Below are 26,077 nucleotides of genomic sequence, written 5' to 3'. Positions count from 1 at the left end.
GAGCCCGCGGGCCGCCGGGACGGGCGGCGGGGAGTACGGTGGGCGGGACGGCGAGCGAGGCGGTGGTGGGCGGTGGACTGGCAGCGGTACGCCGAGCAGATGGCCGTGCTCGCCCGGGACCTGCTGGCGCAGGACTCGGTGCAGGCGACCCTGGACAAGATCGCCGCGTCCGCGGTGAAGCTGGTCGAGGGCTGTGACGCGGCGGGCATCCTGACGGTGTCCAAGGGCAAGGCCGTGACGCTGGCCGTCTTCGGGGACATGGTCGAGGAGTCCGACCGGCTGCAGGGCGAACTGGGCGAGGGGCCGTGCTTCGACGCCGCCCGCCGCGTGGACGGTGAGCGGTTGTTCCGCATCGCCGACATGACCGTGCCGCAGCCGTCGTGGCCGCGGTTCAGCCGGGCGGCCCGCGACCTCGGCATCGGCAGCATGACGGGGGTGCTGCTCTACACCGACCGGCAGGACTTCGGCGCGCTGAACCTCTACTCCCGCCGCCCCGGGGCGTTCGGCGAGGACATCGAGACCGCGGGCTGGCTGCTCGCCTCGCACGCCGCCGTGGCGCTGGCCACCGCCCGTACCGTCGACCAGCTCGAACACGCCCTGGAGACCCGGCACGCCATAGGCGAGGCCATGGGGATCCTCATGGAGCGTCACCGGCTGGGCGAGGACGAGGCGTTCGGCGTGCTCCGGCGGCTCTCCCAGGAACACAACGTCAAGCTGCGGGACGTGGCGCGGCGCGTGCAGGAGAACCCGTCCCGTCAGCGCTGACCGTCCGGCGTGCGGGTGGTGCGCAGCAGGAGCACGGTGATGTCGTCGATGTGCCGGCCCGAGGGGGCGGTGTGGCGGACGAGCCGGTCGATGAGGCGTTCCAGGTCCTGGTCGTCGGCGCCGTCGAGGTGTGCGGCGAGGCGGGCCGTGGTGTGCGTGGCGTCCGTGCCGGGCAATTCGACCAGGCCGTCGGTGTAGAGGGCGAGGGTGGTGCCCGGGAGCAGGGGCGCGGTGGTGACCGGGTAGCGGGCGGCGGTGCCGACGCCCAGCAGCGGGCCGGGTTCGACCTCCAGGACGCCACCCGGGCGGCCCGTGGGGCGCAGCAGCGGCGGGACGTGTCCGGCGCTGGCGAAGGAGACCTGGTGGCGGGCGAGGTCGAGGTGGGCGTAGAGGCAGGAGACGAGCAGGTCGGAGTCGAGGTCGGCGAGCAGCCGGTTGGTGCGGACGAGGACCTCCTCGGGCGTGGCGCCGGCGGTGGCGTGGGCGTGGACGGCGATGCGGACCTGGCCCATCAGGGCGGCCGCGGCGACGCTGTGGCCCTCGACGTCGCCGACGACGGCGGCCGCGGTGGTGTCGTTCAGCCGCAGGACGTCGAAGAAGTCCCCGCCGACCTCGATGCCGTGGCCGGCGGGCATGGAGCGGGCGGCGACGTCGAGGCCGGGCAGCCGGGGCAGGGCCCGGGGCAGCAGGGCGCGCTGCAGTTCGTCGACGAGGCGGTGCTGGGCGTCGTAGAGGCGGGCGCGGTCGAGGGCCTGGGCGATCAGGCCGGACAGTGAGGTCAGGACGGCGCGTTCGTCGGCGGTGAACGCGTGCGGGCGGTCGTAGGACAGGATGCAGCAGCCCACCGGGCGGCCGGAGATGATCAGCGGGAGGAACGCCCAGGCCTGTTTGCCGCTGATGCGGGGGGCCCGGGGGTAGCTGGCGGTCATCTCGGCCGGGTGGGCGAAGAAGGCGGGGGTACCGCTGGCGACGACCTGCCCCGCGGGGGTGAGGTCGGTGTCCAGGGACAGGGCGTCGAGCCGCTCGATGACGTCGGCGGGATAGCCGTGGGAGCCGGTGATCTTCAGCCGGCCGGCCTCCGCGGAGGACAGCACGAGTCCCTGGGCGCCGAAGGCGGGCAGGATCTGATGGGCGATCAGGGCGACGAGGTCGCGCACCGTGACCGTCTCGGTGAGCGCGGCGGCCAGGTGCACCAACTGGTAGAGGCGCCCGGTCGGTGCCGCCCGGGCGGGGCGTGCGTCGGCGGACGCGGGCGGGCCGTCGGCGGGTTCCCCGCCGGGGAGGACACGGACGCTGATGCCGCTGGCGTCCGGGTGGAGCTGGAAGGTGAGCCGCAGGTCCGGCGGGCGGATCGCGCTGAAGGAGACCGGGGAGCGGCTGACGACCGCGGTGCGGTAGTGGTCCTCGTACACCGGGTCGTCGAGCCAGGGCAGGGACTGCCAGGGGCGGGTGCCGAGCAGCCGGTCGGCGCTGCGGCCGAGCAGGCGGGCCGCGGTGGCCGTGGCGAAGACGATCCGGCCCTCCAGGTCGAGGGCGAGGGCGCCCTCGGGGAGGCGTTCGAGGTAGTCGGCGGCGGCCAGCCCGGTCTGCACGGGGTGGTATGCGGCCTCCACGGGCACGACACGCGGCTGCTCGGGGAGGAAGGGCGGCCGGGTGGCGTCGTCGAGCAGGCGGGCCATGCGGCGGGCGACGAAGGTGATGTGGTCGCTCTCGCGCGGCGTGAGCGGACGGGGGCGCATGGCGGGCCACATCAGGACGAGGGCGCCCCAGGAGCGCCGGAGGCCGGTCACGGGGACCGCGGTCAGGGCGAACGGGTAGGGCAGGACGGCGGCGATCCGGGGGTAGCGGCGGGCCATCTCGTCCTGGCTCGCGATCCGGACCAGCCGGTCGTCGCGGATGGCGTCGGCGACGGGGACCGGCGCGGTGAGCGGCAGCCGCCGCCAAGGGGACGAGAACGCCAGGGGCAGGCCGCACAGCGCCACCAGGCGCAGCACCGGCTCGGCGTCCTCGATCAGGTACAGCCCGCCGGTCGAGGCGCCGGTCCCGCGCACGGTGTCGGCCAGGGCCGCGCCGAGGGCGTCGTCCAGCGACCCGGCGCCCGTGGGTGGCTCGTTGCTCCCGGACATCGTGTCCTCCCGCTCTTACCGGGACGCTACGCCTCACGGGGCCCGGGGGCATGTCGTCGGGCGGTTCCCCGAGCCGGTGCGGCCCGGGCGGACGCCTCTCGGCCCCCTCCTGCCGGAAACGGACCCCCTGCGGGGCCCCTTCCGGCAGAATCGGCAACCCTGGACGCCGAGCGGGAGGACGGCCTTGCAGACGCTGACATCGCAGGACCCGGTGGCCGTCGCCGTCACGGACGCGATCCGGACCGGGGACCTGCCGCGGCTCCGGCGGCTGCTCACCGGCCATCCCGGGCTGGCCACAGCGCGCATCACCGAGCGGGGGGAGGACGGCCCGGGCGCGCGCAGTCTGCTGCACATCGCGGCCGACTGGCCCGGCCATCGGCCCCGCGGCCCCGAGGTGGTGGCCGTGCTGGTCGCGGCGGGCGCCGATCCCGACGCCCGTTTCGGCGGGGCGCACGAGGAGACTCCGCTGCACTGGGCCGCCTCCAGCAACGACGTGCCGGTCCTGGACGCGCTGGTGGCCGCCGGGGCCGACCTGGAGGCTCCCGGGGCGGTGATCGCCGGGGGCACCCCGCTCGCCGACGCACTCGCGTTCGGCCAGTGGCGGGCGGCGCGCCGGCTGGTCGGGCACGGTGCCCGTACGACGCTGCAGGACGCCGCGACGCTCGGACTGCTCGACCGGGTCCGGGCGTACGTCGAGTCCGGCGAGCCGCCGTCACACGCCGACGTCACCAGCGCCTTGTGGGGCGCCTGCCACGGCGGGCAGCCGGCCACCGCGCAGTACCTCCACGGCCGCGGCGGCGACGCCCACCGGCGCGGCCACGACGGCCTCACGCCCCTCGACGCCGCCCTGAGGCAGGACGCCGGGGACGTGGTGCGGTGGCTGCGGGAGCTGGGGGCGCGGAGCGGGGCGTAAGAGGCGGCTCCGGTTCTCCTGGGCCGCCCCGAGCGACGGCGGCGTCCCGCGCGTCCGTCACCGCTGCCTCCTCGTCGTGCCGCGCCCGGGCGTGCGGCACGGGCCGGCGGCCGGCCGGCCCGCGGTCGCCCGGGGGGGGGCAGCCCTCCCGGCCCGGTGACCGTCCGGCGTGGGCGGTCACCGTTCGGATGTCACAGGCAGTAGCGAACGAGCCACTCGTCCTGGTTGTACGCCGTGCGCGCCGGGTCGAGGACGCCGGCCGGGCTCTCCTCGACCATGTCCTCCACGCGCACGGGTTCCGGGAGCGCCCCGAAGCGGGCCCGGCGCGCTGCGGCCTCCGGCTCGGTCCCCTGCTGCGACGTCGCCTCGTCCATGGCGATTCCCCTCTCCGCCGGTCCGCCGGCCGATCGGCCCTTGCTGGGCAAAGGGTGGACGTGCGGGACGCGCTCTTGGTTCCCGAGGGCGCGTCACGGCCTCGCAGGCGGATGCCGCTCAGCCGTAGAAGTTGCGCTGCCAGCGGTGCCGGGCGAGGACCGCCAGGCGGTCGGGGCCGAGCAGGCGTCCGTCGCTCACGGCGGTGTTGCGCTCGACGTTGCGGACGCTGCGCATGCCGGGGATGACCGTCGACACGGCGGGTGCGCTGAGGACGAAGCGGAGCGCGGTCCCGGCCAGTTCCTCGGTCTCGATGCCGAGGTCGGCGCAGATCGCCGCGGCCCGTCGCTCGACCTCGGCGGGCCGGTCGTCGCGGAAGTAGCGGGTGCGGAAGTCGCCCTCGGGGAACGTCGACCCGGCCGTGACGCGTCCGGTCAGCCCGCCCTCGTCGAGGGCGACGCGCACGATGACGCCCACGCCGTGCTCCCGGCACGCGGGGAACAGCCGCTCGGCGGGGGCCTGGTCGAAGATGTTGTAGATGACCTGGACGGTGTCCACCGTGCCGCTGCGCACCAGCCGCAGGGCGTTGTCCGGCTCGTGGTCGTTGATCGAGACGCCGAAGAGCCGGATCTTGCCCTCGCGCTTCAGGGCCTCGACCGTCTCCAGCCAGTCGCCGCGGCCGGTCCACTCGTCGCTCCACACGTGGAACTGCACGACGTCGAAGTGGTCGAGCCCGCTCGCGCGCAGGCTGGTCTCCAGGCTGGCGCGGATGTGCTCGCCGGGGAACGCCTCGGCCGGATCGATCCCGTCCGGCGCGGGCCACAGCCCGTTCAGCGGCGGCACCTTGGTGGCCACGAGGATCTCGTCGCCGGCCCGTTCCCGGACCACCCGGCCGACGATGCGCTCGCTCTCCCCGTAGCCCCGTGCGGTGTCGATGAAGTTCACGCCGAGGTCCAGGGCCCGGTGCAGGGCGCGCACGGACTCGTCCTCGGTGGCGCCGACCCACGCGGACTCGCCGATGCCCCAGGCGCCGTAGCCGATCTCCGACACGGACAGTCCGCTGCGTCCCAGTTTCCGATAGCGCACGGTGCACCTCCACGGCACGTGGTCCCCCGGCGGCCCGTGCCGCCGGCTGCGCCGACCCTAGGCGATCACCCGCCCGGGGTCACCGGCATGTCCGCGCGCCGCATGCGACGGCCGGCGCACACCGGGCGGACGTCCGGGCCGGCGCGTTCCGCGGCCGCGGCGGGCCGTGCCCCGCGCGGATTGGTCCGCCGAACGGGCGGGGAAGTGGACCTCTTACGGGACCGCCCGGCTGCCTAGCGTCGACCGCATGAACGCCACCGCCACGCGCGGAGCCCTGCTCGCCGCGCTCGCCTGTGTCCTCGTCGGAGGGTCCTTCACCGCCAACAGCGTCCTCGGCGCCTATCCGTACGCGGGCGGCCAGTTTCTGCGCTACGGACTGGCCTGTGTGCTGCTCTTCCCGCTCGCGGGGCGGGGCGCGCCGGCCCGGCTGAGGGCGCTGACACCCCGTCAGTGAGTCCGTCTCGCCCTGCTCGCGGCGGTCGGCATGGTCGGGTTCAACCTGGCCGTGCTCGCGGCCGAGCGCACCGCGGAACCGGCCGTGCCGGGCGTGTTCGTGGGCTGCGCCCCGGTGGTCGTCGCCGTGCTCGTACCGCTGCTGGACGGGCGCTCGCCGCACCGCCCGGTGCTGTACGGGGCGCTGCTCGTGGCGGCCGGCGCCTGGGTCGTCCAGGGCTGGGGCCGCACGGACGGGGCGGGCCTGGCCTTCTCCGGATGCGCGCTGGCGGGCGAGGTCGGGTTCGCCGTGCTCGCCGTCCCGGTGCTGCGGCCCCTCGGACCCCGGCTGCTGTCCGCGACGGTGTGCGCGCTCGCGGCGCTGGAGTCGGCCGCGGCCGGTGTCCTGGCCGACGGAAGCGGGTGGCTGCGGCGTCCGGACGCCGTCGAGACCGGAGCGCTGCTGTGGCAGGCGGTGGTCGTCACCGTGGTCGGGTTCGTGTGCTGGTACATGGGCATGCAGCGGATCGGCGCCGAGCGCGCCACGCTGTTCTCGGGTCTCATCCCGGTGGCGGCGGCGGGTACCGCGCCCCTGGTGGGCACGGGCTCCTACGGCATGGCCCAGGCGGCGGGCAGCGTGCTGGTCGGGCTGGGGGTGGCTGTGGGGTCCGGAGCGCTGCGGCGGCCCGCCGGGAGCGGTGTGGCGGACCGGGAGCGGCCGGCGCGGTCCGCGGCGCAGGCCCGGCAGCCACCTTTCGGGCGAACGGCCGCACCCGGGGGCGTGGAGTCCGCGCCGGAGTGAACCGGCACGCATGTAATGAGCGGCACCGGACGCCTCAGCCGACACGGGAGACCGCTCCATGCCGCACATCCGCAGTGGCGCACAGGACAGCACGAGCACGCGGCCGGGCCTGCTGCGCGGGCTCGGCGAGTGGTGCGCCCGCCACTTCGTGGTCGTCATCGTGGCGTGGCTGGTGGCCCTGGTGGCACTGCAGGTCCTCAGCCGGACCTTCGGCGGCGAGTACTCCGACAACTTCTCCCTGCCCCAGGCGCAGTCCCAGAAGGGCCTGGACGTGCTCGAGAAGCACGACCCTCAGGCCGGCGGCTACAGCAGCCAGATCGTGCTGCACGACGACGCGCGGCCCCTGACCGCGCTGAGTTCACAGGTCTCCACCGCGGTCGCCGACCTGGAGAAGCTGCCGCACGTCCTGTCGGCCCAGAACCCGCTGTCCGCGCAGGGCTCCTCCCCGGGGCAGTCGCAGCAGAACGTCGGGCCGCTGTCCGGCGATCAGAAGACGGCTTACATCACCGTCCGCTTCGACGTGCAGCCCTCGACGCTCGGCGACGCCTACCTGAACGGCGTGGACGACGCCGTACGGCCGCTGCGGTCGGCGGGAGCTGAGGTGGAGTACGGCGGGCCGCTCGGCGAGCTCGCCCGGCCGGCCGCCGACGACCGGGTGAGCGAGCTGATCGGGTTCGCGGTGGCCGTCATCGTGCTGCTGGTCGGCTTCGGCAGTGTGATCGCCGCCTGCGCCCCCTTGCTCACCGCGCTCATCAGCGTCGTCGGCGGTCTGGCCATCCTCGGTCTGCTGGCCGCCGCCTTCACCTTCGCGACGGTCTCGCCCACCCTGGCCACGATGATCGGACTCGGCGTCGGGATCGACTACGCCCTGTTCATGATCACCCGTCACCGGCAGAACCTCATGGACGGGGCGGACCCCGTACGGGCCGCCGGGCAGGCAGCGGCCACCAGCGGTCACGCCGTCCTCGTCTCCGGCTGCACGGTGATCATCGCGCTGGCCGGCCTGTCGACCTCCGGGGTCTCCTTCATCGGCCTGCTCGGACTGGCCGCCGCGGTGACCGTCGTCTCGGCCGTCGCCGGGGCGCTCACGCTGGTCCCCGCCCTGCTCGGGCTCATCGGCCGGCGCATCGACCGCTACCACGTGCGCCGTCCCGTGGCCGAGACGGAGGCCGGGGCGGGCGGGACACCGCAGGGCACCTGGCACCGGTACGCGCAGCGGGTGGAGCGCAGGCCGGTGTGGTTCCTGTCGGCGGGCGTCGCGGTGGTCGTGGTGCTCGCCATCCCGGTGCTGTCGATCCAGCTGGGCCACATCGGCGACGGCGCCGACCCGGCGTCCTTCACCGACCGGCGGGCCTACGACCTGATGACGGACGCGTTCGGGCCCGGGTCCAACGGCCCGCTCACCGTCGTCATCGACCAGAGCGGCGTACCGCAGTCCCAGCGTTCGTCCCTGGCCTCGACCGCGCAGCAGACGCTCGACAAGGTCGAAGGGGCCGCCGTCGTCACCCCGCTGACGCCCACCCAGGACGGTGACGTCCTGGTCGGGACGGTGTACTCGTCGCAGTCGCCGCAGAGCGCCACGACCACGGACCTGGCCGACCGGCTGGTCGACGACACCCTCCCGGACGCCGTCCGGGGCACGGACGCCAAGGGATACGTCACGGGCACGACGGCGGCCCAGGTGGACTTCCGCGACATCGTCGCCTCCCGGCTGCCCCTGATCATCGCCGTGGTGGTGGCGCTGGCCTTCCTGATCATCCTGGCGGTGTTCCGGGGCGTGCTCGTCGCGGTGAAGGCGGCCGTCCTGAACGTCCTGTCGATCGCCGCCTCGTACGGGGTGCTCGTCGCCGTGTTCCAGTGGGGCTGGGGCGGTCCCGCGCTGGGCGTCAACGGGACGGTCCCCATCGAGAGTTACGTGCCGATGATGATGTTCGCGATCGTCTTCGGGCTCAGCATGGACTACGAGATCTTCCTGCTGTCCCGCGTCCACGAGGCGTGGCGGCGCACGGGGGACGCCAAGGCCTCGGTGGCGCACGCCTTGGAGATCACCGCCCGGGTCATCACCTGCGCGGCCCTGATCATGGTGAGCGTGTTCGCGGCGTTCATCGTCAGCGACAACATCGTGGTCAAGATGCTGGGGCTGGGGCTGGCCGTCAGCGTGCTCATCGACGCGACGGTGGTGCGCCTGCTGATGGTTCCGGCCGTGATGACCCTGCTCGGGCGGCACGCCTGGTGGACGCCGAGATGGCTGGACCGGGTGCTGCCGCACATCGACGCCGAGGGCGACGCGACGCCGGCGGCAGGCCGGCCGGCGTCGTAGCGGTCCAGGTCAGCGCAGCACCAGGTGCACGAGGGCCAGCGTGCCGACCGACACGATGAGGGTGCGCAGGACGGCCGGACTGAAGCGGCGGCCCACCCGCGCTCCGATCAACGATGAAGTTCATGCGATCACGCCAGGACGTGCGCGCTTCGGCGGTCGCCGAAGGGTGCCGGTGCCGCCACCGGATCGTGCGGGCACGGCCCGCCTCACGCGCACGCGCGACGGCGGCGGGACCCGGACAGGGGGTCCCGCCGCCGTTCGCCGGTCAGGCCGGGGTGCGGTCGATCAGCCTCGTCTCACGCGGCGCAGGACCACGAAGCCCGCGAGGACCAGCACGGCGCCGGCCGCGGCGGGCCAGAGCTGCGCGCCGGTGTCGGCGAGGCCGCCCTGACCGACCGCCTGCGGCTCGGTCAGGGACGGGTCCGACGGGGTCGGGGCGGCGCTGGTGGCCGTGCCGACGGCCTGGGACTCGCCGAGCCCGTCCGTGTCCGCTCCGTTCTTCTCCCCCGTGCCGCCGTCGGGCGAGGAGGTCGCGAGTACCTCCGGTGCGGCGGTGCCGGGGGCCTTGGACCCGTCGGTGGGCTTCGGCGCGGCGGTCGGCTTCCCGGCGGCCGGGGGTTCGGCGGCCTCACCCTTGCCGCCGTCACCGTCGCCGTTGCCCGCGTCGCCGTCGCCCTTGCCGTCCTCGCCCTTGCCGCCGTCGCCGTCCTGCGGCGCGTCCGGCGTGGCCGTGGGCTGCTCCTGCGGGGCTTCCGGGGTCTGCGAGGGCTCCTCACCCTGGCCCGGCTCCTCACCCTGACCGGGCTCCTCACCCTGGCCCGGCTCCTCGCCCTGGCCCGCCCCGGCGCCGCACGTGCGGCCGGAGTTGATGCAGTCGACCATCTCCTTCATCAGGCCCTCGTCGAAGACGTTGATGAAGTCGCCGTGGTCCGTCACCGGCTTGTGCAGCTGCTCGGGGAAGGAGTCCACCGCGAACAGGGGCGTCGTACGGCCGCCGTCCTCCAGGCTCGGCGCGTCGACGTCGTAGACGATGCGCTGCACGAGCTGCGGGATGGGACGGAAGCCGGACGGGCAGGCGCCGGCGGCGTCCGCGAACGCTACGTGCGTACGGTGGTTGGCGCTGTCGATGTTGCGGCCGTCCCAGCAGCTCTGGAACTTGAACGTGCGCACCACGTCACTGCCCTGCGGGCACAGCGGGTACTTGTCCTTCAGCTGCCGGTCCTCGAAACCGGTGCAGCTCCAGGAGGCGTTGGCGTTGGCCGGGCCGTTCACGAACGACTTGGCGTCGCCGGTGATGATGCGCAGCAGCCGCGGCATGGCGGTGACCTTGTCGCGCGGGTTGCCCACGAAGTTCAGCGTGACCTGCTTCGGCGTCACGATCTCGCCGGCGTTGCCCTCGATGCCGCCGCCCGGCTTCTGGGCGTCCTGCTCCTGCGTACCGTTCTGCAGGCGCAGCACCGGCCAGTAGTAGGAGGACTTGTCGCCCTGGTCGACGCAGCTGGTCCCGGCGTTCGCGAGGTCCTGGTCGCTCGCGAAGGCGTCGTTGGCCTGGTTGCCCACGTAGTCGTGGAAGTGGTGGGCTCCGTTGCTCACACCCGGGGCGACGATGACGTTGTCCGAGTTGAACAGGCCGTTCTCGTTCACACCACAACTCGTCGCGAACGAGCCGCGCGAGGCGTTCCCCTCCGGGCGGGGGGTGCTGACGTTCGGCTGGACGTTCTTGATGTCGGCGAAGTCGGCGGCGACGGGGCCGTTGCCCGCCTGTCCCCCGTTCGCGCCCTGACCCTGGCCCTGCTCCTGGTCGTTCTGCTGTCCCTCGCCCTGGTCCTGGCCGGGCTCCTCGCCGCCGTCCTGGCCCTCGCCCTCGGCGGGCGGCTGGTTGCCGGACTCGCGCAGGGTGCAGGCGGCGAGGGCGGCGAGCCCTTCGGGCCGGTCGCCCACGCGGTCGACGGCGATGGCGATGCGCTCCAGGGTCGCCGCCCGCTTGTCCTTCAGCGGGTTCACGATCGCGCTCTCGGCGAAGCCGGAGTCCTGCTGGATCTGCTGGGCGGAAGCGGTCAGTCGCTGGTACGCCTGGGCGATCTGCTCGTCCAGCAGGGCGAGTTCCTTGTCGACCTCAGCCCTGGCCTGTTCGGGTACCGAGGTCAGCTCGGTACCGACGTCCGGGCAGTCGATCGTCGCACCCCCGGCCGGAACCCCCGTGCCGGACCGCGTCTCGGCGGCCTCACCGTCCCAGCCGCCGTCCGTGGCCGAGGCGTAGACGTTGGCGGCCATCAGGCCGCCTCCGCCCAGGATCAGCGCGAACGCGGCGAAGGTCGCGCGTCGTTTGCCGGTAGGGCGTCTTCGCGAATTGCGTGCCAAGGGTGCTCTCCTGCGCTTGTGGCGTGCCGGGCATGAAAATCCCCTCGCCCCATACGTACGGGAGCACCGGTGTGTTCAGGCGTCCCGGGAATTTTCCGGGAACTCTCATGAGCCCGCGAAACACCCTGGCCCCGCCGGACACACACGCCGGCGGGGAAGCGCAGGTCAGGGGCGCGGGTCGTCAGAGCCGGTCGAGCTCCTTGGTCGAGCGCCCCAGGAAGGTGGCCGACCCGGGCTCGGGAACGTGCAGTTCGTGGAACCCCATGCGGTCGTAGAAGGCCCGGGCCCGCGTGTTGGCCGTGGCCATGGCCAGGTGCACGGCCGGTACGCCCCTGTCCTGCAGCGCGGCGAGGAAGGTCCGCATCAGCCGGCGTCCGTGGCCGCGGCCCTGCCAGGCGGGCAGCAGGTCGATGTGCAGGTGCGCGGGATAGGCGGCCAGTTCGGGCAGCACCATGCGCTCCGGGTGGTGCAGCAGGTGCGCGATCACCTCGTCCGGGGTGCGCGGCGGCCCCTGCGGCGCGGGGTGGCGCGGGGCGACCAGGGGCAGCCACGTGCGGCGGAAGGCCTCGGCGAAGCGTGCGGTGTCGGCGGTGCCGAGGATGTAGCCGACGGCCTGCCCCCGCCCGTCGTCCAGCACGAAGGCCAGCTCCGGCTCCAGGTGGACGTAGGGGGCCGCGAAGGCCGCCGGGAAGACGTCGGGGTCCGTGTAGTGGGGGCGGCTGTCCTCGCCGTTGTGGGCGGTACGGACGCAGATGTCGTCCAGGGCGGGACGGTCCTCGGGACGGTAGGGCCGGACGAGCGAAGACGTGGTCATGGCGGCATCCTGCACGCCGTGGGAGCGCTCCCTCAACCGGGTTCCGGCGAAGACGCGCCGCCGTAGGGCGCCGGGGCCCCTTGCACCGGCACCGGCCGGGCGGGCCGCCGTACCTAGGGGGTGGGTCGCCGTCCCACCGTCCCAAGGGGAACGCCCGTCAGTCCCGACGGGCCGGATCGTCCGGCGAATCGCCCGGTCGGCGCTGCTTAAGGGCGCGGTCCGGGGTTACCCGGCCCCCATGGTGAAGCTGCACATACCCGGACGAAAAGGGCATCAAGAGGGCGACGTCCCGCCTCAGGAGGACCGAGGCCCGGGGCCCGGAGCGGAGCGCCGGGAGCCGTCCTCCCCCACCGCGCGGGAGCCGGGACCGGGCCCCGGCGTGGAGCGCGCGGCACCGGACTCGCCCCGCGAGCTGCCGCGGACCTCCTGGGGCGCGGTGTTCAAGGGCAGTCTGCGCGAGTTCAAGGACGACGAGCTGACGGACCGCGCCGCCGCCCTGACCTACTACGGGGTGCTGGCCCTGTTCCCGGCGCTGCTGGTGCTGGTGTCACTGCTGGGCCTGACCGGCAGGTCGACCACGGACAAGGTGATCGACAACATCCAGCAGCTCGCCCCCGGCTCGGCGCGTGACATCATCACCCGGGCCGTGGAGCAGTTGCAGGGCAACGCGGGCATCGGCTCGCTGATGGCGATCATCGGTATCGTCCTCGCGCTCTGGTCGGCCTCCGGTTACGTGGCGGCGTTCATCCGCTCCGCCAACGCCGTCTACGACATGCCCGAGGGCCGGCCGGTGTGGAAGCTGCTGCCGGTGCGGCTGGGCGTGACGGTCGTGCTGATGGTGCTGGCCGTGATCAGCGCGCTGATCGTGGTCTTCACCGGCGGACTGGCGCGGCAGGCCGGCACCGCCCTCGGCATCGGCGACACCGCGCTGACGGTGTGGTCGATCGCGAAGTGGCCCGTCCTGGTCGTCCTGGTGACGATCATGATCGCGATCCTGTACTGGGCGACCCCGAACGCCAAGGTGAAGGGCTTCCGCTGGATCACCCCGGGCAGTCTGCTGGCCCTGGTCATCTGGCTGATCGCGTCCGCCGGCTTCGCGATCTACGTGGCCAACTTCGCCTCCTACAACAAGACCTACGGCACGATGGCCGGTGTCATCGTCTTCCTGATCTGGCTGTGGATCACCAATCTGGCGATCCTGCTGGGCCTGGAGTTCGACGCCGAGACGGTCCGGCAGCGCGCGATCGCCGGCGGCCATCCGCCGGAGGCGGAGCCGTACACCCAGCCGCGCGACACCCGCACCTGGGACGAGCAGGACCGGCGACGGCTGGACGAGACCTGAACGGGCCGCTCGGGCCCGCTCAGTCCATGAGCCCGGCGGCGACCGTCGCGCCCAGCTCCCAGCAGCGCTCGGTGTCGGCCTTGTCCGGCTCGCCGGTCACGGTCACGGCCTCGGCGGCACGGCGCCAGCCGAGGCCCGTCGTGATCGACTCGACGGCGCGCACCGCTCCGGTGACGTCGTTGCCGCCGTGCACCCAGTAGCCGAAGGGGCGTCCGCGCGTGGCGTCCAGGCACGGGTAGTAGACCTGGTCGAAGAAGTGCTTCAGGGCGCCGGAGATGTAGCCGAGGTTCGCGGGCGTGCCCAGCAGGTAGCCGTCGGCGGCCAGGACGTCGGAGGCCGTCGCGGACAGCGCGGGCACGCGGACGACCCTGACCCCCTCGATCTCGGGGTCCGTCGCCCCGGAGACGACGGCTTCGAGCATCGCCTGGCAGTGCGGCGAGGGCGTGTGATGGACGATCAGCAAGGTGGCCACACCTCCCGACCTTGCCGCGCGGCCCCCGCCACCGCAAGCCGCGGCTCCCGCCCTCCCCGTGCGGCGGCTCGCGCGATCCGCATGCGGCAGCTCCCGCCCTCCGCATGCCGCGGCCCCCGTCACCTGCGCGCAGGTGACGGGGGCCGGGGCCGCTCCGTCGCCGGTCAGCCGTTCCGGCGGCGGCGAATCAGCAGGAAGGCGACGACCAGGGCACCGGCGCCCGCCAGCAGGGCCGTACGGTGGTCGCGCACCTGCTGCGGGGCCTTGTCCTGCCAGACCTGCTCCGCCTGTGCGGCCTTCTCCTTCGCGCCCTGAGCGGCGGCGGCACCCTTCTGCTTCACCGGCTCGGGCAGCTTCTCCTCCACCGCGTGGGCGACGCCCGACACCTTGGCCTTCGCCTGCCCGCTCCAGGCCTGCGCCTTCTGCCCGGCCTGCTCCTTGACCGCCACGGCCTTCTCCCGGGCGCGCGTCTTCACGTCGGCGCGGCCGGCCAGCTCCTGGACGGTGTCGCCCAGTTCGTGCCGGGTGCGCTCGACCTGCTCACGCAGCTCCTCGGGGCTGCGGGCGGTCGGCTCGTCGTGCGGGGGCTGGGTCATCGCTGTGCACTCTCCTTGATCTCGGCCACGTCGGCCTTGACGCTGTCGATGGTCTGCTCGGGGGCGGGCGAACCTGCCTGGCGGACCTGCTTGCGGCCTGCCAGTGCCGTCACACCGGTGGCGACGGCGAGCACGGCCGTGACGATGAGGGCCGCCGCCCACACCGGCAGCGGTACCGCCAGGGCGGCGATCACCGTGGCCACCAGCGCCTGCAGGGTGACGAAGCCCAGCACGCCGGCCCCGCCGAAGAGGCCGCCGCCCTTTCCGAAGCGTTTGCCCTTCTCGGTCATCTCCGCCTGTGCCAGGCGCATTTCGCCCCGCACCAGCTCGGTGAGCTGTGTGGTGGCACGCTGCACCAGCTCGCTCACGGGCTCGTCCCCGGCCGTCGGCTTGGTCGAGCGCGTGGCGGCGTCTGCCGTGCTGTCCATGTGGGCCATGGCGTTCACCTCCCGGTCTGTTGTCCCGCACCGGGTACCCCCGACACGGCGGAAAGGACACCTGATCGGACACGTCTTGTCGACGAGGAGTGACCGGCGCGGAATCCGGTACTCGACGGTTGCTCTTCGTACGAGAAAGGGAGGTACCGCCTTGTCGCAGGTAGAGGAATCCATCGAGGTCCGCGTGCCGGTCCACACCGCCTACAACCAGTGGACGCAGTTCGAGACGTTCCCGCAGTTCATGGACGGCGTGGAGCGCATCGAGCAGCGCACCGACACCCTGACGCACTGGGTGACGAAGGTCGGCGGCCAGGAGCGGGAGTTCGACGCCGAGATCACCGAGCAGATCCCGGACGAGCGGGTCGCCTGGACCACCGTCGACGGCGAGGCCAAGCAGGCCGGTGTGGTGACGTTCCACCGCATCAAGGACGACACGACCAAGGTCATGCTGCAGATGGACTTCGACCCCAGCGGTCTGGCCGAGACCGTGGGCGACAAGCTCGGCTTCGTCAAGCGGCAGGTCTCCGGTGATCTGCGGCGCTTCAAGGAGTTCATGGAGTCCCGCGGTGCGGAGACGGGGGCCTGGCGCGGCGAGGTGTGAGCCGTCCGGTCCCCGCACGAGGCGGCGGCCGCCCCTTCCCGGGGCGGCCGCCGCCTCGTGTGTTCGCCGCATCGCCCGTCCGCTTCGCGCCACCGGTCAGGCCACCGGACCGGCGATGCCGCTCTGCAGCACCTGCCGCCCCTGCCGGAGCAGGTCGTTCAGGCGCAGGGCGAGCCGCGCCGCGCCGTCGTAGAGCGCGTGGACGGCCGGGAGGCGTTCCAGGCGCGGCGCCAGCGCCGACAGGGCGATGGCGAGGGCCACGCCGGCCCAGGCGACGGGTCCGAGCGGGGTGCAGCCGAAGAAGTGGCTGACGCCGGGCGTCTGGACGAGCGCGGCGAGCACGGCGGCCGAGCCGAGCGCGGTGCCCCACACCAGCGGGCTGTGCCGCCGCCCGGACAGGGTCTGCACGAGCTGCGCACCGACCACACCGCACAGGGCCATGGTCGTGGACCGGCGCTCGGTGCCGGGCGTCAGCCGGCCGATGAGGTACGCCGTGACCGCCCCGAGGCAGGTGGTGATGCCGCGGCGGCGGATGGAGCGCAGCAGGGGCGCGCCGAGCACGTTCAGGCCCATCGGCCCGGTCGCGGCGTGCTGCGCGGTCGAGGGATCGTCGCTGGGGGTCACCGCGACGGCCATGGCCGGGAACATGTCGGTCAGCAGGTTGACCAGTAGCAGCTGACGGGTCGACAGGGGGGAGGCGCCGGCGAGGAGGGTGCCGAGGACGCTGAAGCCGACCTCGCCGGCGTTGCCGCCGATGAGGATGCTGACGGCGTCGGCGACGCTGCGCCACAGGGCCCGGCCCTCGACGACGGCGTCGACCAGGACGGACAGGTCCCCGGTGGTGAGCACCAGGTCGGCGGCGTTGCGGGCGGCGGCGGAGCCGCGGGACTCCACCCCCACTCCGACGTCGGCGGCGCGGATGGCCGCGGCGTCGTTGGCGCCGTCGCCCGCCATCGCCACCACCCGGCCCGCCTGCTGCAGGGCCTCGACGACGTGCAGCTTCTGCTCGGGCGCCACCCGGGCGATCACGCCCGCGTCATGCAGGACCCGGACGCGCTGACGGCGTTCCATGGCCACCAGTTCGTCACCGGTGACCACCTCGGTCTCCTCCGGCCAGCCCAGTTGCAGGGCGATCGCGCGGGCCGTCTCCGGGTGGTCGCCGGTGAGCATGACGGGCACGATGCCCGAGCGGCGCAGCTCCACGAGCAGGCCGTGGGAGGTGTCGCGGGGCACGTCGGCGAGGGCGATCAGGCCGCTGAACTCCAGGTCGGCGAGGGGCTCTTCGAGTTCCGCCTCGGCGTCGCCGGCCCGGCACGGGCGGCGGGCGACGGCGAGCACGCGCAGGCCCTTGCCGGCCAGTTCGTGGGCGGTGTCGGTGGCGTGCGCGGGCAGATCCCGGCAGGCGGGCAGGATCGTCTCGGGCGCGCCCTTGACGACGAGGATGTCCCCGAGGCCGGGGTCGCCGTCGCGGCCGACCGCGGCGGCGTAGCCGCGCCGGGTCTCGAAGGGCAGTTCGCCGGCCGGGGTCCAGTCCTCGTCGGGCGGGGCGACGTCGAGGACGGCCTCGTCGGTGGCGTGCGCGATGCGGCGGCCCTGCCCGGTCTCCTCCTGGGGACAGGCGCGTGCGGCCAGGCGGACGACGGGGGTGGCCTGTTCGGCGTCCGTGGCGAGGACCGTGCCGTCGGCGGTGGCCACGCGGACCAGGCGCAGCTTGTTCTCGGTGAGGGTGCCGGTCTTGTCGAAGCAGACGGTGTCGACGCGGCCGAGCGCCTCCAGGGTACGCGGGGTGCGGACCAGGACACCGCGCCGGGACAGGCGGCGGGCGGCCGCCATCTGCGCGACGGTCGCGACGAGCGGAAGGCCTTCGGGCACGGCGGCCACGGCGACGGCGACCCCGCCGCTGACGGCGCGCCGGACGGGGCTGCCGCGCAGCAGGGACAGGCCGGTCACGGCGGCGCCGCCGGTGAAGGTCACCGGCAGTGCCTTGCGGGTCAGTTCCTGGAGCCGGGCCTGGACGCCGGCGGGCGGCGGGGTGCGGGCGGCGAGGGTGACGGCGCGGCCGGCCTCGGTCCGGTCGCCGGTGTCGACGACGAGCGCGGTGGCCCGTCCCGCCACGACGGTGGTGCCCTCGAACACCATGCAGCTGCGCTGGGCCACCGGGGCGCCCGGGGTGGCCTCGACGGACTTGCCCACGGGCAGGGACTCGCCGGTGAGCGCGGACTCGTCGACCTCCAGGCCGTCGGCGTCCAGCAGCCGCGCGTCGGCGGGCACGACGTCTCCGGCGCCGAGGGTGATCTCGTCGCCGGGGTGCAGCCGGGTGGCGTCGACGGTCACGGTGCGTTTGCGGCCGTCCTGCCTGCGGGCCTTCGGCTGCTGCCGGGCCGCGAGCCGTGCGAGGGCCTGTTCGGCGCGCATCCGCTGCAGCCCGCCGGTGACGGCGTTGAGGTCCATCGCGCCGACGACCAGCAGGGCGTCGACGAGCGAGCCCAGCAGCGCCGAGGCGACGGCGCCCGTGGCGAGGACGGGGGTGAGCGGGTCGTCGAGCTCGCGGCGGACGGCGCCGGCCGCCTGCCACGTCCAGCGGGCCGGGGTGGCGGCGGGATGCCGGGCCACGCGGGCGGCCTGCCGCCGTGAGCGGTCGGCGAGCAGGGCGAGCCCGCGGGGCTCCTCGTCGCGGTGGGACCGGCTCAGCCGGTCGCGGGCCTCGTGCGGTTCCAGGGCGTGCCAGGGAACGTGCAGCCGGGGCTGGGGCGGGGTGGCCCGGGCCACCCGGGTGGCTTCGAGCCAGCCGGTGAGCAGGGCGTTGGCGGCGGCGATGTTGACGGGCGCGTGCCGGGTCAGCGGCCACAGCAGCCGGCGGCCCGGGGGCTGTCCGCCGCGGGCCACGAGCAGGCCCGACAGGGCCGCGCCGGCCCGGGCGAGCGTCTGGGAGCGCCGTCCGACGCGCCGGGCGGCGGGGATGGCCGTGAGCAGCCGCCAGACGTCCTTGAGGCCGCCGGGGACCAGTGCGTCGGCGCCCCAGGAGACGGCCGCGCGGCCGTCGGTGAGGGCGATGGCGACGTCACCCGCCGGCAGCCCGGCCACCACGTGCCCCTCGCCGCTCCCGTGCGGCCGGGCGACGGTCACCACGACGTGCCCCTCGTCCTGCAGGGCCCGTACGACGTCGCCGAACGGCCTGCCGCTCGGGGCGACCTCGTCGGCGAGCCGGGTGATGTCCTTCAGGTCGGAGCCGCCCGCGACGACCACGTGCAGGCCCGCGCGGCGGGCGGCGTCGAGGACGGCCTCGGCGAAGGGGTGCACCGGGTCGTCGTCCGGGCCGTCGGGGTCGCCGTCGGCCACGGGTCCGTTGCGCAGGGCGTCGGCGTGCAGGACGAGCGCGTCGGCGATCTCCAGCTGCCGCAGCCGCTCGCCGCTGCGGATGAGGATGCCGGCGTGGGCGAGGAAGGCGCCGAGCGTCGCGCTGAAGGCGGCCGGTCCGTAGCGGGCCGCCTTCGGGGAGCCGGCGAGGACCGCTTCGGCGGCGTCGGCGGCGTTGTGGGTGACGAGGAGGGTGGCGGCGGCGCCGGCGAGGCTTCCGGTGCTGGCGTGCGAGGCGTACTCCTGGGCGGGTGTCACCTTCAGGGGCGGCCGGGTGTCCGTGGGGCAGGGCAGGCTGGGGCGCCCGGGGCGGCAGACGTCGTCGTGCAGTGCCTCGAAGGCCGCGGCCCTGGCCACGGCTTCGGTGAGCTGGGTGCCCCGCAGGACTCCGTCGAGGACGAGCGCCAGCGGGGTCTGGCCGACGCCGTGCGCGGCGGCGTTGGCGGCGGCGAGGACGAGTTCCATGCCGGAGGCGCCGAGCCGCCGGCGGAGCACGGCACGGAAGCGCGGGTTCTCGCGCAGCAGGGTGACGGTCGCGGTGACGATGCGTGAGGTGGGGGGCAGGCGCAAGGAGCGGCCGGCCAGGGCGCCGGCCGCTCCGGCGGCGTCCATCAGGATCGCCGCGGAGGCGACGCGCACCTCGCCGGGGTCGCCGGGGTGCGCGGTCTCCAGGGCCTCCGGGTCGGCGTCCTCGGCGAGGCCGAGGCGGGTGGCGAGCGCGGTGGCCCGTTCGGTGACGCGGTCGGTGGCGGCGTCCTCGGCCAGGGTGACCACCACCCGGGCCAGGCCCTCGTCCCAGTGGGCGGCCAGCACGTCGGGGTGGTCGGCGAGTTCCCCGGCCAGCTCGCGGGCGAGCGCGCCGGTGTCCCCGGCCGGGTGCCGCAGGGCGAGGTGGACGCGCCGGCCGGCCGTCCAGTGGCGGCCGCCGGTGAGCGCGTTGCGCGCGACGTTGCGGACGCGTCGGGTGGTGTCGTAGACGGACGTCACTCCCTGGGCGGTGCCGCGGGCGGCCCCGGCGGCCGCCCCGGCCACGGCCCCGACGAGCGGGGCGACGTCGAAGCGTGTGAGCATCTCCTGCTTCCCGGTTCAGCCGGTGGGGTGGCTGTCGTGTCCGTGCCCGGCGGCCCCGTCGCCGTTGTGCGGTGGCGCGCCGTGGTGCGCGGTGGCCTCGGCGATGTGCTTCAGGGCGGAGGCGGTGGCCGTGTCGCCCACCTTCGCGGGCTGTTCGTGCACGTGCTGTTCCGGCCGGTCGTGCCGGTAGTGCGACGCGGCGAGACGGGCACCGGGGCCGTACTCGGAGGTGTCCGGCTCTTCCTCGCCCCCGGTCGCGGACCTCCCGCCCGCCGCGGCGCCGCCGTCGGCCGGCGTGCCGTCGGGGCGCTGTCCGGGCCGTGGCTGGGTGAGCCAGGCGACGGCGGCCCCGGTCAGCGCCACGGGCCACTCGACGACCCCGGCCACACCGAGCACGCCGGCACCGGCGTATACGGCCATCCGGCGCCCGCGCGGCGAGACCGCGCCGATCCTGTCGAGGGCGCCGCCGGCGACCTTGCCGACCTGGTCGGCGCCGGGCAGGTGCCGCAGGCCCGAGGCGACGGCCCGCAGCGGCTGGGGAAGATCGGACGAACGTGGTGTCTCCTGGTTCATGGCGACCTCCGCAGCACGTTGTTCGGCGGTTTCAACCGATTTTCCGCCTCTTTGCCCATCTTCCGTCTTCGGTGCGGCGGGCGCTTGCCGGATACACCCGGGGCGTGGCGCCCGGGAGTCACACGACGGTCCGGCCGTCGTGGATCCCGCCCCTGCAGCGCTTGGTCCGGGTCTCGGAGCCCTTGCCCACGGCGGAGATGATGATCAATGGCGACGTGCGCACGCGGACTCCTTCGGACGGGTGGGCCGGCACGGGGTGCGGTCCCAGCGTCGTCATGCGGCGCCGGACCCGCCACCCGGGGAGGGGGATCCGGGGGGCGGGGCGGCGCGGCCGCGGGTGGGGGGAACGCCCGCGAGAGACGGCCGGAGCCTTCCGTGTCGGCGCGGGCGCGCCGGGTACTCAGTGCTGACACACACGCAGGCCGTTTCGGGTCCGGACACCGCGCGGGAGCGGATGGTCCGGTCCGGTGAATGGGAGTGGTCATGACGCAGAACGGGGACGACGCGACGCTCGTGCGGCAGCCGGGGGTTCCCGACCTCAGGACGGCGCCGGAGCCGGACGAGCCCGCGCCGCCGCGGGACCTGCGGGCCGACGAGCCGCCGCAGGAACTGCCCCTGGACCGTAACCAGGCGATCCTGGAGGCGGCCAAGCAGGTCGGGGCGCTGCTCAAGCGCAAGGGGCACCTCTTCGCGCTGGCCGGAAGCGTCGCCGCGTACGCGCACGGCGGCGAGAAGAACCTCCAGCACGACGTGGACTTCGCCATCCGGCCCGAGGACGCGGACGCGGTGGCGGCCACACTGCGCGACGCGGGACTGACGGTGTACACACCGCCGGAGGACTGGCTGATCAAGGCGACGTGTTTCGGCCAGCCGGTGGACATCATCTTCGAGCTGGCGCACCGCCCGGTCGGCTCGGACATGCTGGAGCGGGCGGAGGAGCTGTCGGTGGACTCGGTGCGCATGCCCGTGCTGGCCCCGACCGACCTGCTGTGGAGCCTGACCGCCGCGTTCTCCGAGCACCACTGCGACTTCGGCGCGGCGCTGCCGATCGCCCGGGCCCTGCGCGAGAAGGTCGACTGGGAGCACGTGCGGCGCGAGTGCGGGGACGAGCCCATGCCCGCGGCCTTCTTCTTCCTGCTGGAGCGCCTGAACGTCATCTGAAGGAGCACCCATGAGCACCCACGGTTCCCAGGACGCCGGCGGCGGGCCGGCGGAGAACCTGGACTACCGCATCGCCCATCTGCAGGACCGCCTCGCCTCGGGTGAGCTCGGCGAACTCGGCGTGCGGGTCGAGGCCCGCGGTCAGGTGGTGCTGCTCACCGGCACCGTGCCCTCGGCCCCCTGCCGCGACGAGATCCTGCGCACGGTCCACGAGGAGCTGGCCGGGGTCCCGGTGCACAGCGACCTGGTGGTGACCGAGGCGTCCTGCCCCGACCACGCGGAGGAGCTCGCATGATCCGCATCGCAGCCGTCGGCGACATCCACCTGGGGCCCGACAGCCAGGGCGTGCTCCGCCCGGCCTTCGAGACCCTGCCCGAGTGCGCCGACCTCCTGCTGCTGGCCGGCGACCTGACCCGGCACGGCACGCCCGAGGAGATGCGGGTGGTCGCCCGGGAGGTCCACGACCTCGGTGTTCCGGTCGTGGCCGTGCTGGGCAACCACGACCACCACGACGACCGTCCCGACGAGGTGTCGGCCATCCTCCGGGACGCCGGCACCCACGTCCTGGAGGGGGAGCACACCATCGTGGAGGCCGGCGGGGCGCGGATCGGCGTGGCCGGCACGAAGGGCTTCGGCGGTGGTTTCGTGGGCCGCTGCGCCGGGGAGTTCGGCGAGCCGGTGATGAAGGAGTTCGTCCGCTACTCGCGCCGGTCCGCGGACGGTCTGCGTACGTCCCTGGAGCGGCTGGGCGAGGAGGGGTGCGACGCGCGGATCGCGCTGACCCACTACTCCCCCGTCGCGGACACCCTGGCCGGCGAGCCGCTGGAGATCTACCCGTTCCTCGGCAGCTACCTGCTGGCCGAGGCGATCGACACGGCCGGGGCCGACCTCGCGGTGCACGGGCACGCGCACGCCGGCACCGAGCACGGCATGACGAGCGGGGGCGTGAAGGTGCGCAACGTCGCCCAGCCGGTCATCGGTCGCGCCTTCCACGTCTACCACCTCCCGGTCCGTGACCGTGCGGCCTCCGGGGCCGTCGCGCACGCGGCCCATTAGGCCGACTCCCCCTCTCCCCTCCCCCACAGCCGCCGGCCGACGCCGGCGGCTTTTTCCGTGCCCGGAGCCGTTGGCCCCTCTCGTACCGCCTGTGGTGTGAACCCCCCGCACGTCGCGCCGGTTTCAGGCATTTTGTCTGCTTAGCATGCGAGCTCCGCGCTCCGCACGTCGGCGATGTCCCCACGCGTCCGCCCGGGGCGCAACTGCCCCGTACGAGAGGACCTCAGATGGCGCTGACGGGCCGTCAAAGACCACCGTCCGACCATGCCTTCTCCCCGCACGACGCCGTACTGCGCTCCGCCGCCCCGCACGTCGCCCGCCGTCGCTTCCTGACCGTCACAGCCGCGGCCGCGCTGCTCGCGTTCTCCACCAACCGGCCCGCCCGCGGCGCCACCGCCGCCCCGGAGCTCGACGCGGCCCGGATCACCGACGACCCGTTCACGCTCGGGGTGGCCTCCGGGGACCCGCTGCCCGACTCGGTGCTGCTGTGGACCCGGCTGGCCCCGCAGCCGTTCGCGGAGGACGGCGGTCTGGGGCAGCAACGGGTCGTCGTCTACTGGGAAGTAGCCCTGGACGAGTGGTTCGGCTTCGTCGAGCACCGGGGCGTGGCGACGGCCCACCCCGAGTACGCGCACAGCGTCCATGTCGACGTCAAGGGTCTGACGCCGGACAGCGAGTACTACTACCGCTTCCGCGTGGGTGCCTGGATCAGTCCGACCGGGCGGACCCGCACGGCACCGGCCGCGGACAGCAACACCGACGGCATGCGGCTGGCCGCGGTCGCCTGCCAGGCCTACCAGGACGGCTACTACACCGCGTACCGGCACCTGGCGGAGGAGGACGTGCACGTCGTCTTCCACCTCGGGGACTACCTCTACGAGTACGCCGTGGACTCCGCGGGCGGGGCCCGCCGCTACACCGACCGCAAACTGCCCGACGTGTTCAACCGCGAGACGACCACCCTGGCGGACTACCGATTGCGCTACTCGCTCTACAAGACGGACCCCGACCTGCAGGCGGCCCACGCCCAGCACCCCTTCGTCGTCACCTGGGACGACCACGAGGTGGAGAACAACTACGCGGGCGCCATCGACGAGAAAGGGGGTGCCCAGGACCAGTTCCTGGTGCGCCGGGCCGCCGCCTACCGGGCCTACTGGGAGAACCAGCCGCTGCGCGCCGAGCAGTTGCCGCAGGGTCCGGACGCCCGGCTCTACCGCCGTCTCGCGTGGGGCTCGCTCGCCCAGTTCGACATCCTCGACACCCGCCAGTACCGCACCGACCAGGCCTACAACGACCGGCCGCACGCGCCGGGCGCCGAGTCGGACGATCCGGCGCGCACGCTCACGGGCGAAGCGCAGGAGCGCTGGCTGCTGGACGGCTGGCGCGCCTCCGGCGCGCTGTGGAAGGTGATGCCCCAGCAGGTGTGCTTCTCCCAGCGCAAGTTCGACCTGACCGCGCCCGCCCGGGTCTCCATGGACGCCTGGGACGGCTACCGCGCCTCCCGGGCCCGGGTGATGGCCGGCGCGAAGGCGGCGGGCGTCGCGAACTGGATGGTCCTCACCGGCGACGTCCACGTCGGCTACGCCTTCGACATCAAGGAGGACTTCGACGACCCGGCGTCCAGGACGGTCGGCACGGAGTTCACCTGCACCTCCATCGCCAGCGGCGGCGACGGCACCGAGAAGCCGTCCGACTGGGAGACGTACATGAAGGCCAACCCGCACATGAAGTACTTCGACGGGCGGCGCGGTTACGTCCGCGTCGAGCTCGGCCAGGAGAACGCCCAGGTCGACTTCCGGACCGTCTCGGCCATCACCAAGCCCGGCGGCACCATCGCGACGACCGCGTCCTTCGTCACGGAGGTGGGCTCGCCCGGGCTGAAGTCCGCCTGACGCCCTGTGCCGGTACTGCACATGGCGCCCTTCCCGGCACCAAAGCGCGAACCGGGGCGGCCGGTGACATCACGCCGGGCCGTTCCGGCAAGGCCTCTCGCGGGCGCTTCACGTGATCGGCACCCGCATCGGACAGCGTGACCGAAGGAGACACAACGAATGGTCCACAGAACTGCCCTGACCGGTCGCCGGGCGGCCCTCACCGCGCTCGGCGCGCTCGCCGCCGCCGGGCTCCCCGCCGCGGCGGCGGCCGAGCCGACGCCCGCGGCCGGCCCGCTGCCCACGGCCGCGCAGACCCTGGGCGCCGACCGGCCGTCGGCTCCGGTGCTGCGCGCCCTGCAGCGCGACCTCGGGCTGACCCGGGCCCAGGCGTCCCGGCGGCTGGTCAACGAGGCGGAGGCGGGCACCCGGGCGGGGCTGCTGCGCAACGCCCTCGGCGACCGCTTCGCGGGGGCCTGGCTGCGCGGTACGACGTCGCAGGAGCTCGTGGTGGCGACCACCGACGCGGCGGACGTGCCCGCGATCAAGGCCCAGGGCGCCAAGGCGGCCGTCGTGAAGAAGCCGCTGCGCGACCTGCGGGCCGCGAAGGAGAAGCTGGACGCGGCGGCGGCGAAGGTCAGCACACGCGAGACGCCGCTGTGGTACGTCGACATCCCGGCGAACCGGGTCGTGGTGGAGGCCGGCACCAAGGCCGCGGCGGCCGCGTTCGTCAAGGCGGCGGGGCTGGACGCCAAGAGCGTGGCCGTGAAGGTGACGGCGAACAAGCCGCGCCTGATGGCGGAGGTCACCGGCGGGGACGCCTACTACATCGAGGGCACGGCGCGCTGCTCCGTCGGCTTCTCCGTCACCAAGGGCGAGCAGCAGGGCTTCGCCTCGGCGGGGCACTGCGGCAAGCAGGGCGCCAAGACGACCGGGTTCGACAAGGCCGAGCAGGGCACCTTCCAGGGATCCACGTTCCCCGCCAAGGACATGTCCTGGGTGGCCGTCAACGACAAGTGGACGGCCACGCCGAACGTGAAGGGCGAGGGCGAGCAGAAGGTGGAGATCACCGGCTCGGTCCAGGCGCTCGTGGGAGCCGCCGTCTGCCGCTCGGGCTCCACCACCGGGTGGCACTGCGGCAAGGTCGAGCAGCACGACACCAGCGTCAGCTACGCCGAGGGCAAGGTGGACGGGCTGACCCAGACGACGGTGTGCGCCGAGCCGGGCGACTCGGGCGGCCCGTACGTCGCGGGCGTCCAGGCCCAGGGAGTGACGTCGGGCGGCACCGGTGACTGCAAGAACGGCGGTACGACGTTCTACCAGCCGATCAATCCGCTGCTCGGCGACTTCGGGCTGACGCTGAAGACGGCGGAGGCCGAGGCCCCGCAGCCGCAGGGCAACGTGGCGCAGAGCTGGGCCGCGGGCCGGGTGTACGAGGCGGGCGCCACGGTGACCCACGCGGGGGTGCGCTACCAGTGCCTGCAGACGCACCAGGCGCAGGGCCCCTGGGCTCCCACCCGCACCCCGGCCCTGTGGCACCGGGTGTGAC

The 26,077-nt window shown here is 74.2% G+C and carries 22 protein-coding genes; 12 read left to right on the top strand and 10 right to left on the bottom strand.

What is annotated here, in order from left to right; all coding sequences use genetic code 11:
• Window positions 1-72: 72 nt before the first annotated feature.
• On the top strand, window positions 73-765 hold the full coding sequence (locus ACF07N_RS03530; RefSeq protein ID WP_383335465.1) for a GAF and ANTAR domain-containing protein: 693 nt from the start codon (window positions 73-75) through the stop codon (window positions 763-765).
• On the opposite strand, the gene ACF07N_RS03525 is transcribed toward ACF07N_RS03530, so the two are convergent.
• Window positions 756-2,891, bottom strand: coding sequence for a SpoIIE family protein phosphatase (locus tag ACF07N_RS03525; protein ID WP_392107779.1), 2,136 nt, complete (start codon window positions 2,889-2,891; stop codon window positions 756-758). The two genes, ACF07N_RS03530 and ACF07N_RS03525, sit on opposite strands and share 10 nt — an antisense overlap.
• Before the next feature lie 184 nt (window positions 2,892-3,075).
• Between ACF07N_RS03525 and ACF07N_RS03520 the strand changes: the two genes are divergently transcribed.
• Window positions 3,076-3,804, top strand: a complete 729-nt coding sequence (locus ACF07N_RS03520) for an ankyrin repeat domain-containing protein (protein WP_392107776.1) — start codon at window positions 3,076-3,078, stop codon at window positions 3,802-3,804.
• A gap of 191 nt (window positions 3,805-3,995) precedes the next feature.
• On the opposite strand, the gene ACF07N_RS03515 is transcribed toward ACF07N_RS03520, so the two are convergent.
• The gene (locus tag ACF07N_RS03515) at window positions 3,996-4,178 is read right to left on the bottom strand and encodes a hypothetical protein (protein WP_392107774.1); all 183 of its coding nucleotides are present in this window, start codon (window positions 4,176-4,178) and stop codon (window positions 3,996-3,998) included.
• A 118-nt stretch (window positions 4,179-4,296) separates the two neighbouring features.
• The gene (locus ACF07N_RS03510) at window positions 4,297-5,262 is read right to left on the bottom strand and encodes an aldo/keto reductase (RefSeq protein WP_392107771.1); all 966 of its coding nucleotides are present in this window, start codon (window positions 5,260-5,262) and stop codon (window positions 4,297-4,299) included.
• A gap of 247 nt (window positions 5,263-5,509) precedes the next feature.
• On the opposite strand from ACF07N_RS03510, the gene ACF07N_RS03505 reads away from it, so the two are divergent.
• Genes ACF07N_RS03505 through ACF07N_RS03495 form a run of 3 tightly spaced genes read left to right on the top strand, consistent with a single transcriptional unit; the run spans window position 5,510 to window position 8,816 of the window.
• Window positions 5,510-5,716, top strand: a complete 207-nt coding sequence (locus ACF07N_RS03505; protein WP_392107768.1) for a hypothetical protein — start codon at window positions 5,510-5,512, stop codon at window positions 5,714-5,716.
• A 30-nt stretch (window positions 5,717-5,746) separates the two neighbouring features.
• Window positions 5,747-6,496 (top strand): EamA family transporter, encoded by a 750-nt coding sequence (locus ACF07N_RS03500; protein WP_392107766.1) that lies wholly within the window; start codon window positions 5,747-5,749, stop codon window positions 6,494-6,496.
• 58 nt (window positions 6,497-6,554) lie between these two features.
• Window positions 6,555-8,816, top strand: a complete 2,262-nt coding sequence (locus tag ACF07N_RS03495) for an MMPL family transporter (protein ID WP_392107763.1) — start codon at window positions 6,555-6,557, stop codon at window positions 8,814-8,816.
• 285 nt (window positions 8,817-9,101) lie between these two features.
• On the opposite strand, the gene ACF07N_RS03490 is transcribed toward ACF07N_RS03495, so the two are convergent.
• Together ACF07N_RS03490 and ACF07N_RS03485 are read right to left on the bottom strand one after the other, a co-directional pair.
• The gene (locus ACF07N_RS03490) at window positions 9,102-11,090 is read right to left on the bottom strand and encodes a DUF1996 domain-containing protein (RefSeq protein WP_392108775.1); all 1,989 of its coding nucleotides are present in this window, start codon (window positions 11,088-11,090) and stop codon (window positions 9,102-9,104) included.
• Between the two features lie 268 nt (window positions 11,091-11,358).
• The gene (locus ACF07N_RS03485; RefSeq protein ID WP_392107760.1) at window positions 11,359-11,991 is read right to left on the bottom strand and encodes a GNAT family N-acetyltransferase; all 633 of its coding nucleotides are present in this window, start codon (window positions 11,989-11,991) and stop codon (window positions 11,359-11,361) included.
• A 241-nt stretch (window positions 11,992-12,232) separates the two neighbouring features.
• Between ACF07N_RS03485 and ACF07N_RS03480 the strand changes: the two genes are divergently transcribed.
• Window positions 12,233-13,333, top strand: coding sequence for a YihY/virulence factor BrkB family protein (locus ACF07N_RS03480; protein WP_392108772.1), 1,101 nt, complete (start codon window positions 12,233-12,235; stop codon window positions 13,331-13,333).
• A gap of 19 nt (window positions 13,334-13,352) precedes the next feature.
• On the opposite strand, the gene ACF07N_RS03475 is transcribed toward ACF07N_RS03480, so the two are convergent.
• The 3 genes from ACF07N_RS03475 to ACF07N_RS03465 all read right to left on the bottom strand — a co-directional run bounded on the left by ACF07N_RS03475 (window position 13,353) and on the right by ACF07N_RS03465 (window position 14,829).
• Window positions 13,353-13,805, bottom strand: coding sequence for a flavodoxin family protein (locus ACF07N_RS03475; RefSeq protein ID WP_392107757.1), 453 nt, complete (start codon window positions 13,803-13,805; stop codon window positions 13,353-13,355).
• A gap of 164 nt (window positions 13,806-13,969) precedes the next feature.
• Window positions 13,970-14,401 carry a DUF3618 domain-containing protein gene (locus ACF07N_RS03470; RefSeq protein ID WP_392107754.1) on the bottom strand — a complete coding sequence of 144 codons (432 nt, stop codon included), beginning with the start codon at window positions 14,399-14,401 and terminating at the stop codon, window positions 13,970-13,972.
• Complete coding sequence (locus ACF07N_RS03465; protein WP_383335455.1) at window positions 14,398-14,829, bottom strand: phage holin family protein; 432 nt, start codon at window positions 14,827-14,829, stop codon at window positions 14,398-14,400. The genes ACF07N_RS03470 and ACF07N_RS03465 overlap by 4 nt, the downstream gene beginning before the upstream one ends.
• Window positions 14,830-14,989: 160 nt before the next feature.
• Here ACF07N_RS03465 and ACF07N_RS03460 point away from each other — a divergent pair, with 160 nt between their 5' ends.
• Window positions 14,990-15,439 (top strand): SRPBCC family protein, encoded by a 450-nt coding sequence (locus tag ACF07N_RS03460; RefSeq protein ID WP_383335454.1) that lies wholly within the window; start codon window positions 14,990-14,992, stop codon window positions 15,437-15,439.
• Window positions 15,440-15,535: 96 nt separating this feature from the next.
• Here the strand turns inward: ACF07N_RS03460 and ACF07N_RS03455 are convergent, their stop codons facing one another.
• A complete protein-coding gene (locus ACF07N_RS03455) occupies window positions 15,536-19,867 on the bottom strand; it encodes a cation-translocating P-type ATPase (RefSeq protein ID WP_392107751.1) in 4,332 nt (1,443 codons plus the stop codon).
• A gap of 15 nt (window positions 19,868-19,882) precedes the next feature.
• On the bottom strand, window positions 19,883-20,440 hold the full coding sequence (locus ACF07N_RS03450; RefSeq protein ID WP_392107748.1) for a hypothetical protein: 558 nt from the start codon (window positions 20,438-20,440) through the stop codon (window positions 19,883-19,885).
• Window positions 20,441-20,923: 483 nt separating this feature from the next.
• Between ACF07N_RS03450 and ACF07N_RS03445 the strand changes: the two genes are divergently transcribed.
• The 5 genes from ACF07N_RS03445 (at window position 20,924) to ACF07N_RS03425 (ending at window position 26,076) form a co-directional block, all read left to right on the top strand.
• Window positions 20,924-21,601, top strand: coding sequence for a nucleotidyltransferase family protein (locus ACF07N_RS03445; protein WP_383335796.1), 678 nt, complete (start codon window positions 20,924-20,926; stop codon window positions 21,599-21,601).
• Between the two features lie 10 nt (window positions 21,602-21,611).
• Complete coding sequence (locus ACF07N_RS03440; protein WP_383342328.1) at window positions 21,612-21,896, top strand: BON domain-containing protein; 285 nt, start codon at window positions 21,612-21,614, stop codon at window positions 21,894-21,896.
• Entirely contained in the window at window positions 21,893-22,657 is a 765-nt protein-coding gene (locus ACF07N_RS03435; protein ID WP_392107744.1) for a metallophosphoesterase, read from the top strand. The genes ACF07N_RS03440 and ACF07N_RS03435 overlap by 4 nt, the downstream gene beginning before the upstream one ends.
• A 227-nt stretch (window positions 22,658-22,884) precedes the next feature.
• Window positions 22,885-24,549, top strand: a complete 1,665-nt coding sequence (locus ACF07N_RS03430; RefSeq protein ID WP_392107741.1) for an alkaline phosphatase D family protein — start codon at window positions 22,885-22,887, stop codon at window positions 24,547-24,549.
• 159 nt (window positions 24,550-24,708) lie between these two features.
• Window positions 24,709-26,076: an alpha-lytic protease prodomain-containing protein gene (locus tag ACF07N_RS03425; protein ID WP_383335792.1), complete on the top strand. Its 1,368-nt coding sequence runs from the start codon at window positions 24,709-24,711 to the stop codon at window positions 26,074-26,076.
• Window position 26,077 lies beyond the last annotated feature (1 nt).

It is taken from the genome of Streptomyces sp. NPDC015242, from assembly GCF_043079125.1.
Lineage (GTDB): Bacteria > Actinomycetota > Actinomycetes > Streptomycetales > Streptomycetaceae > Streptomyces.
The sequence above is the reverse complement of the archived record's forward strand: the minus strand, read 5'-3'. Positions and strand labels throughout refer to the sequence as shown.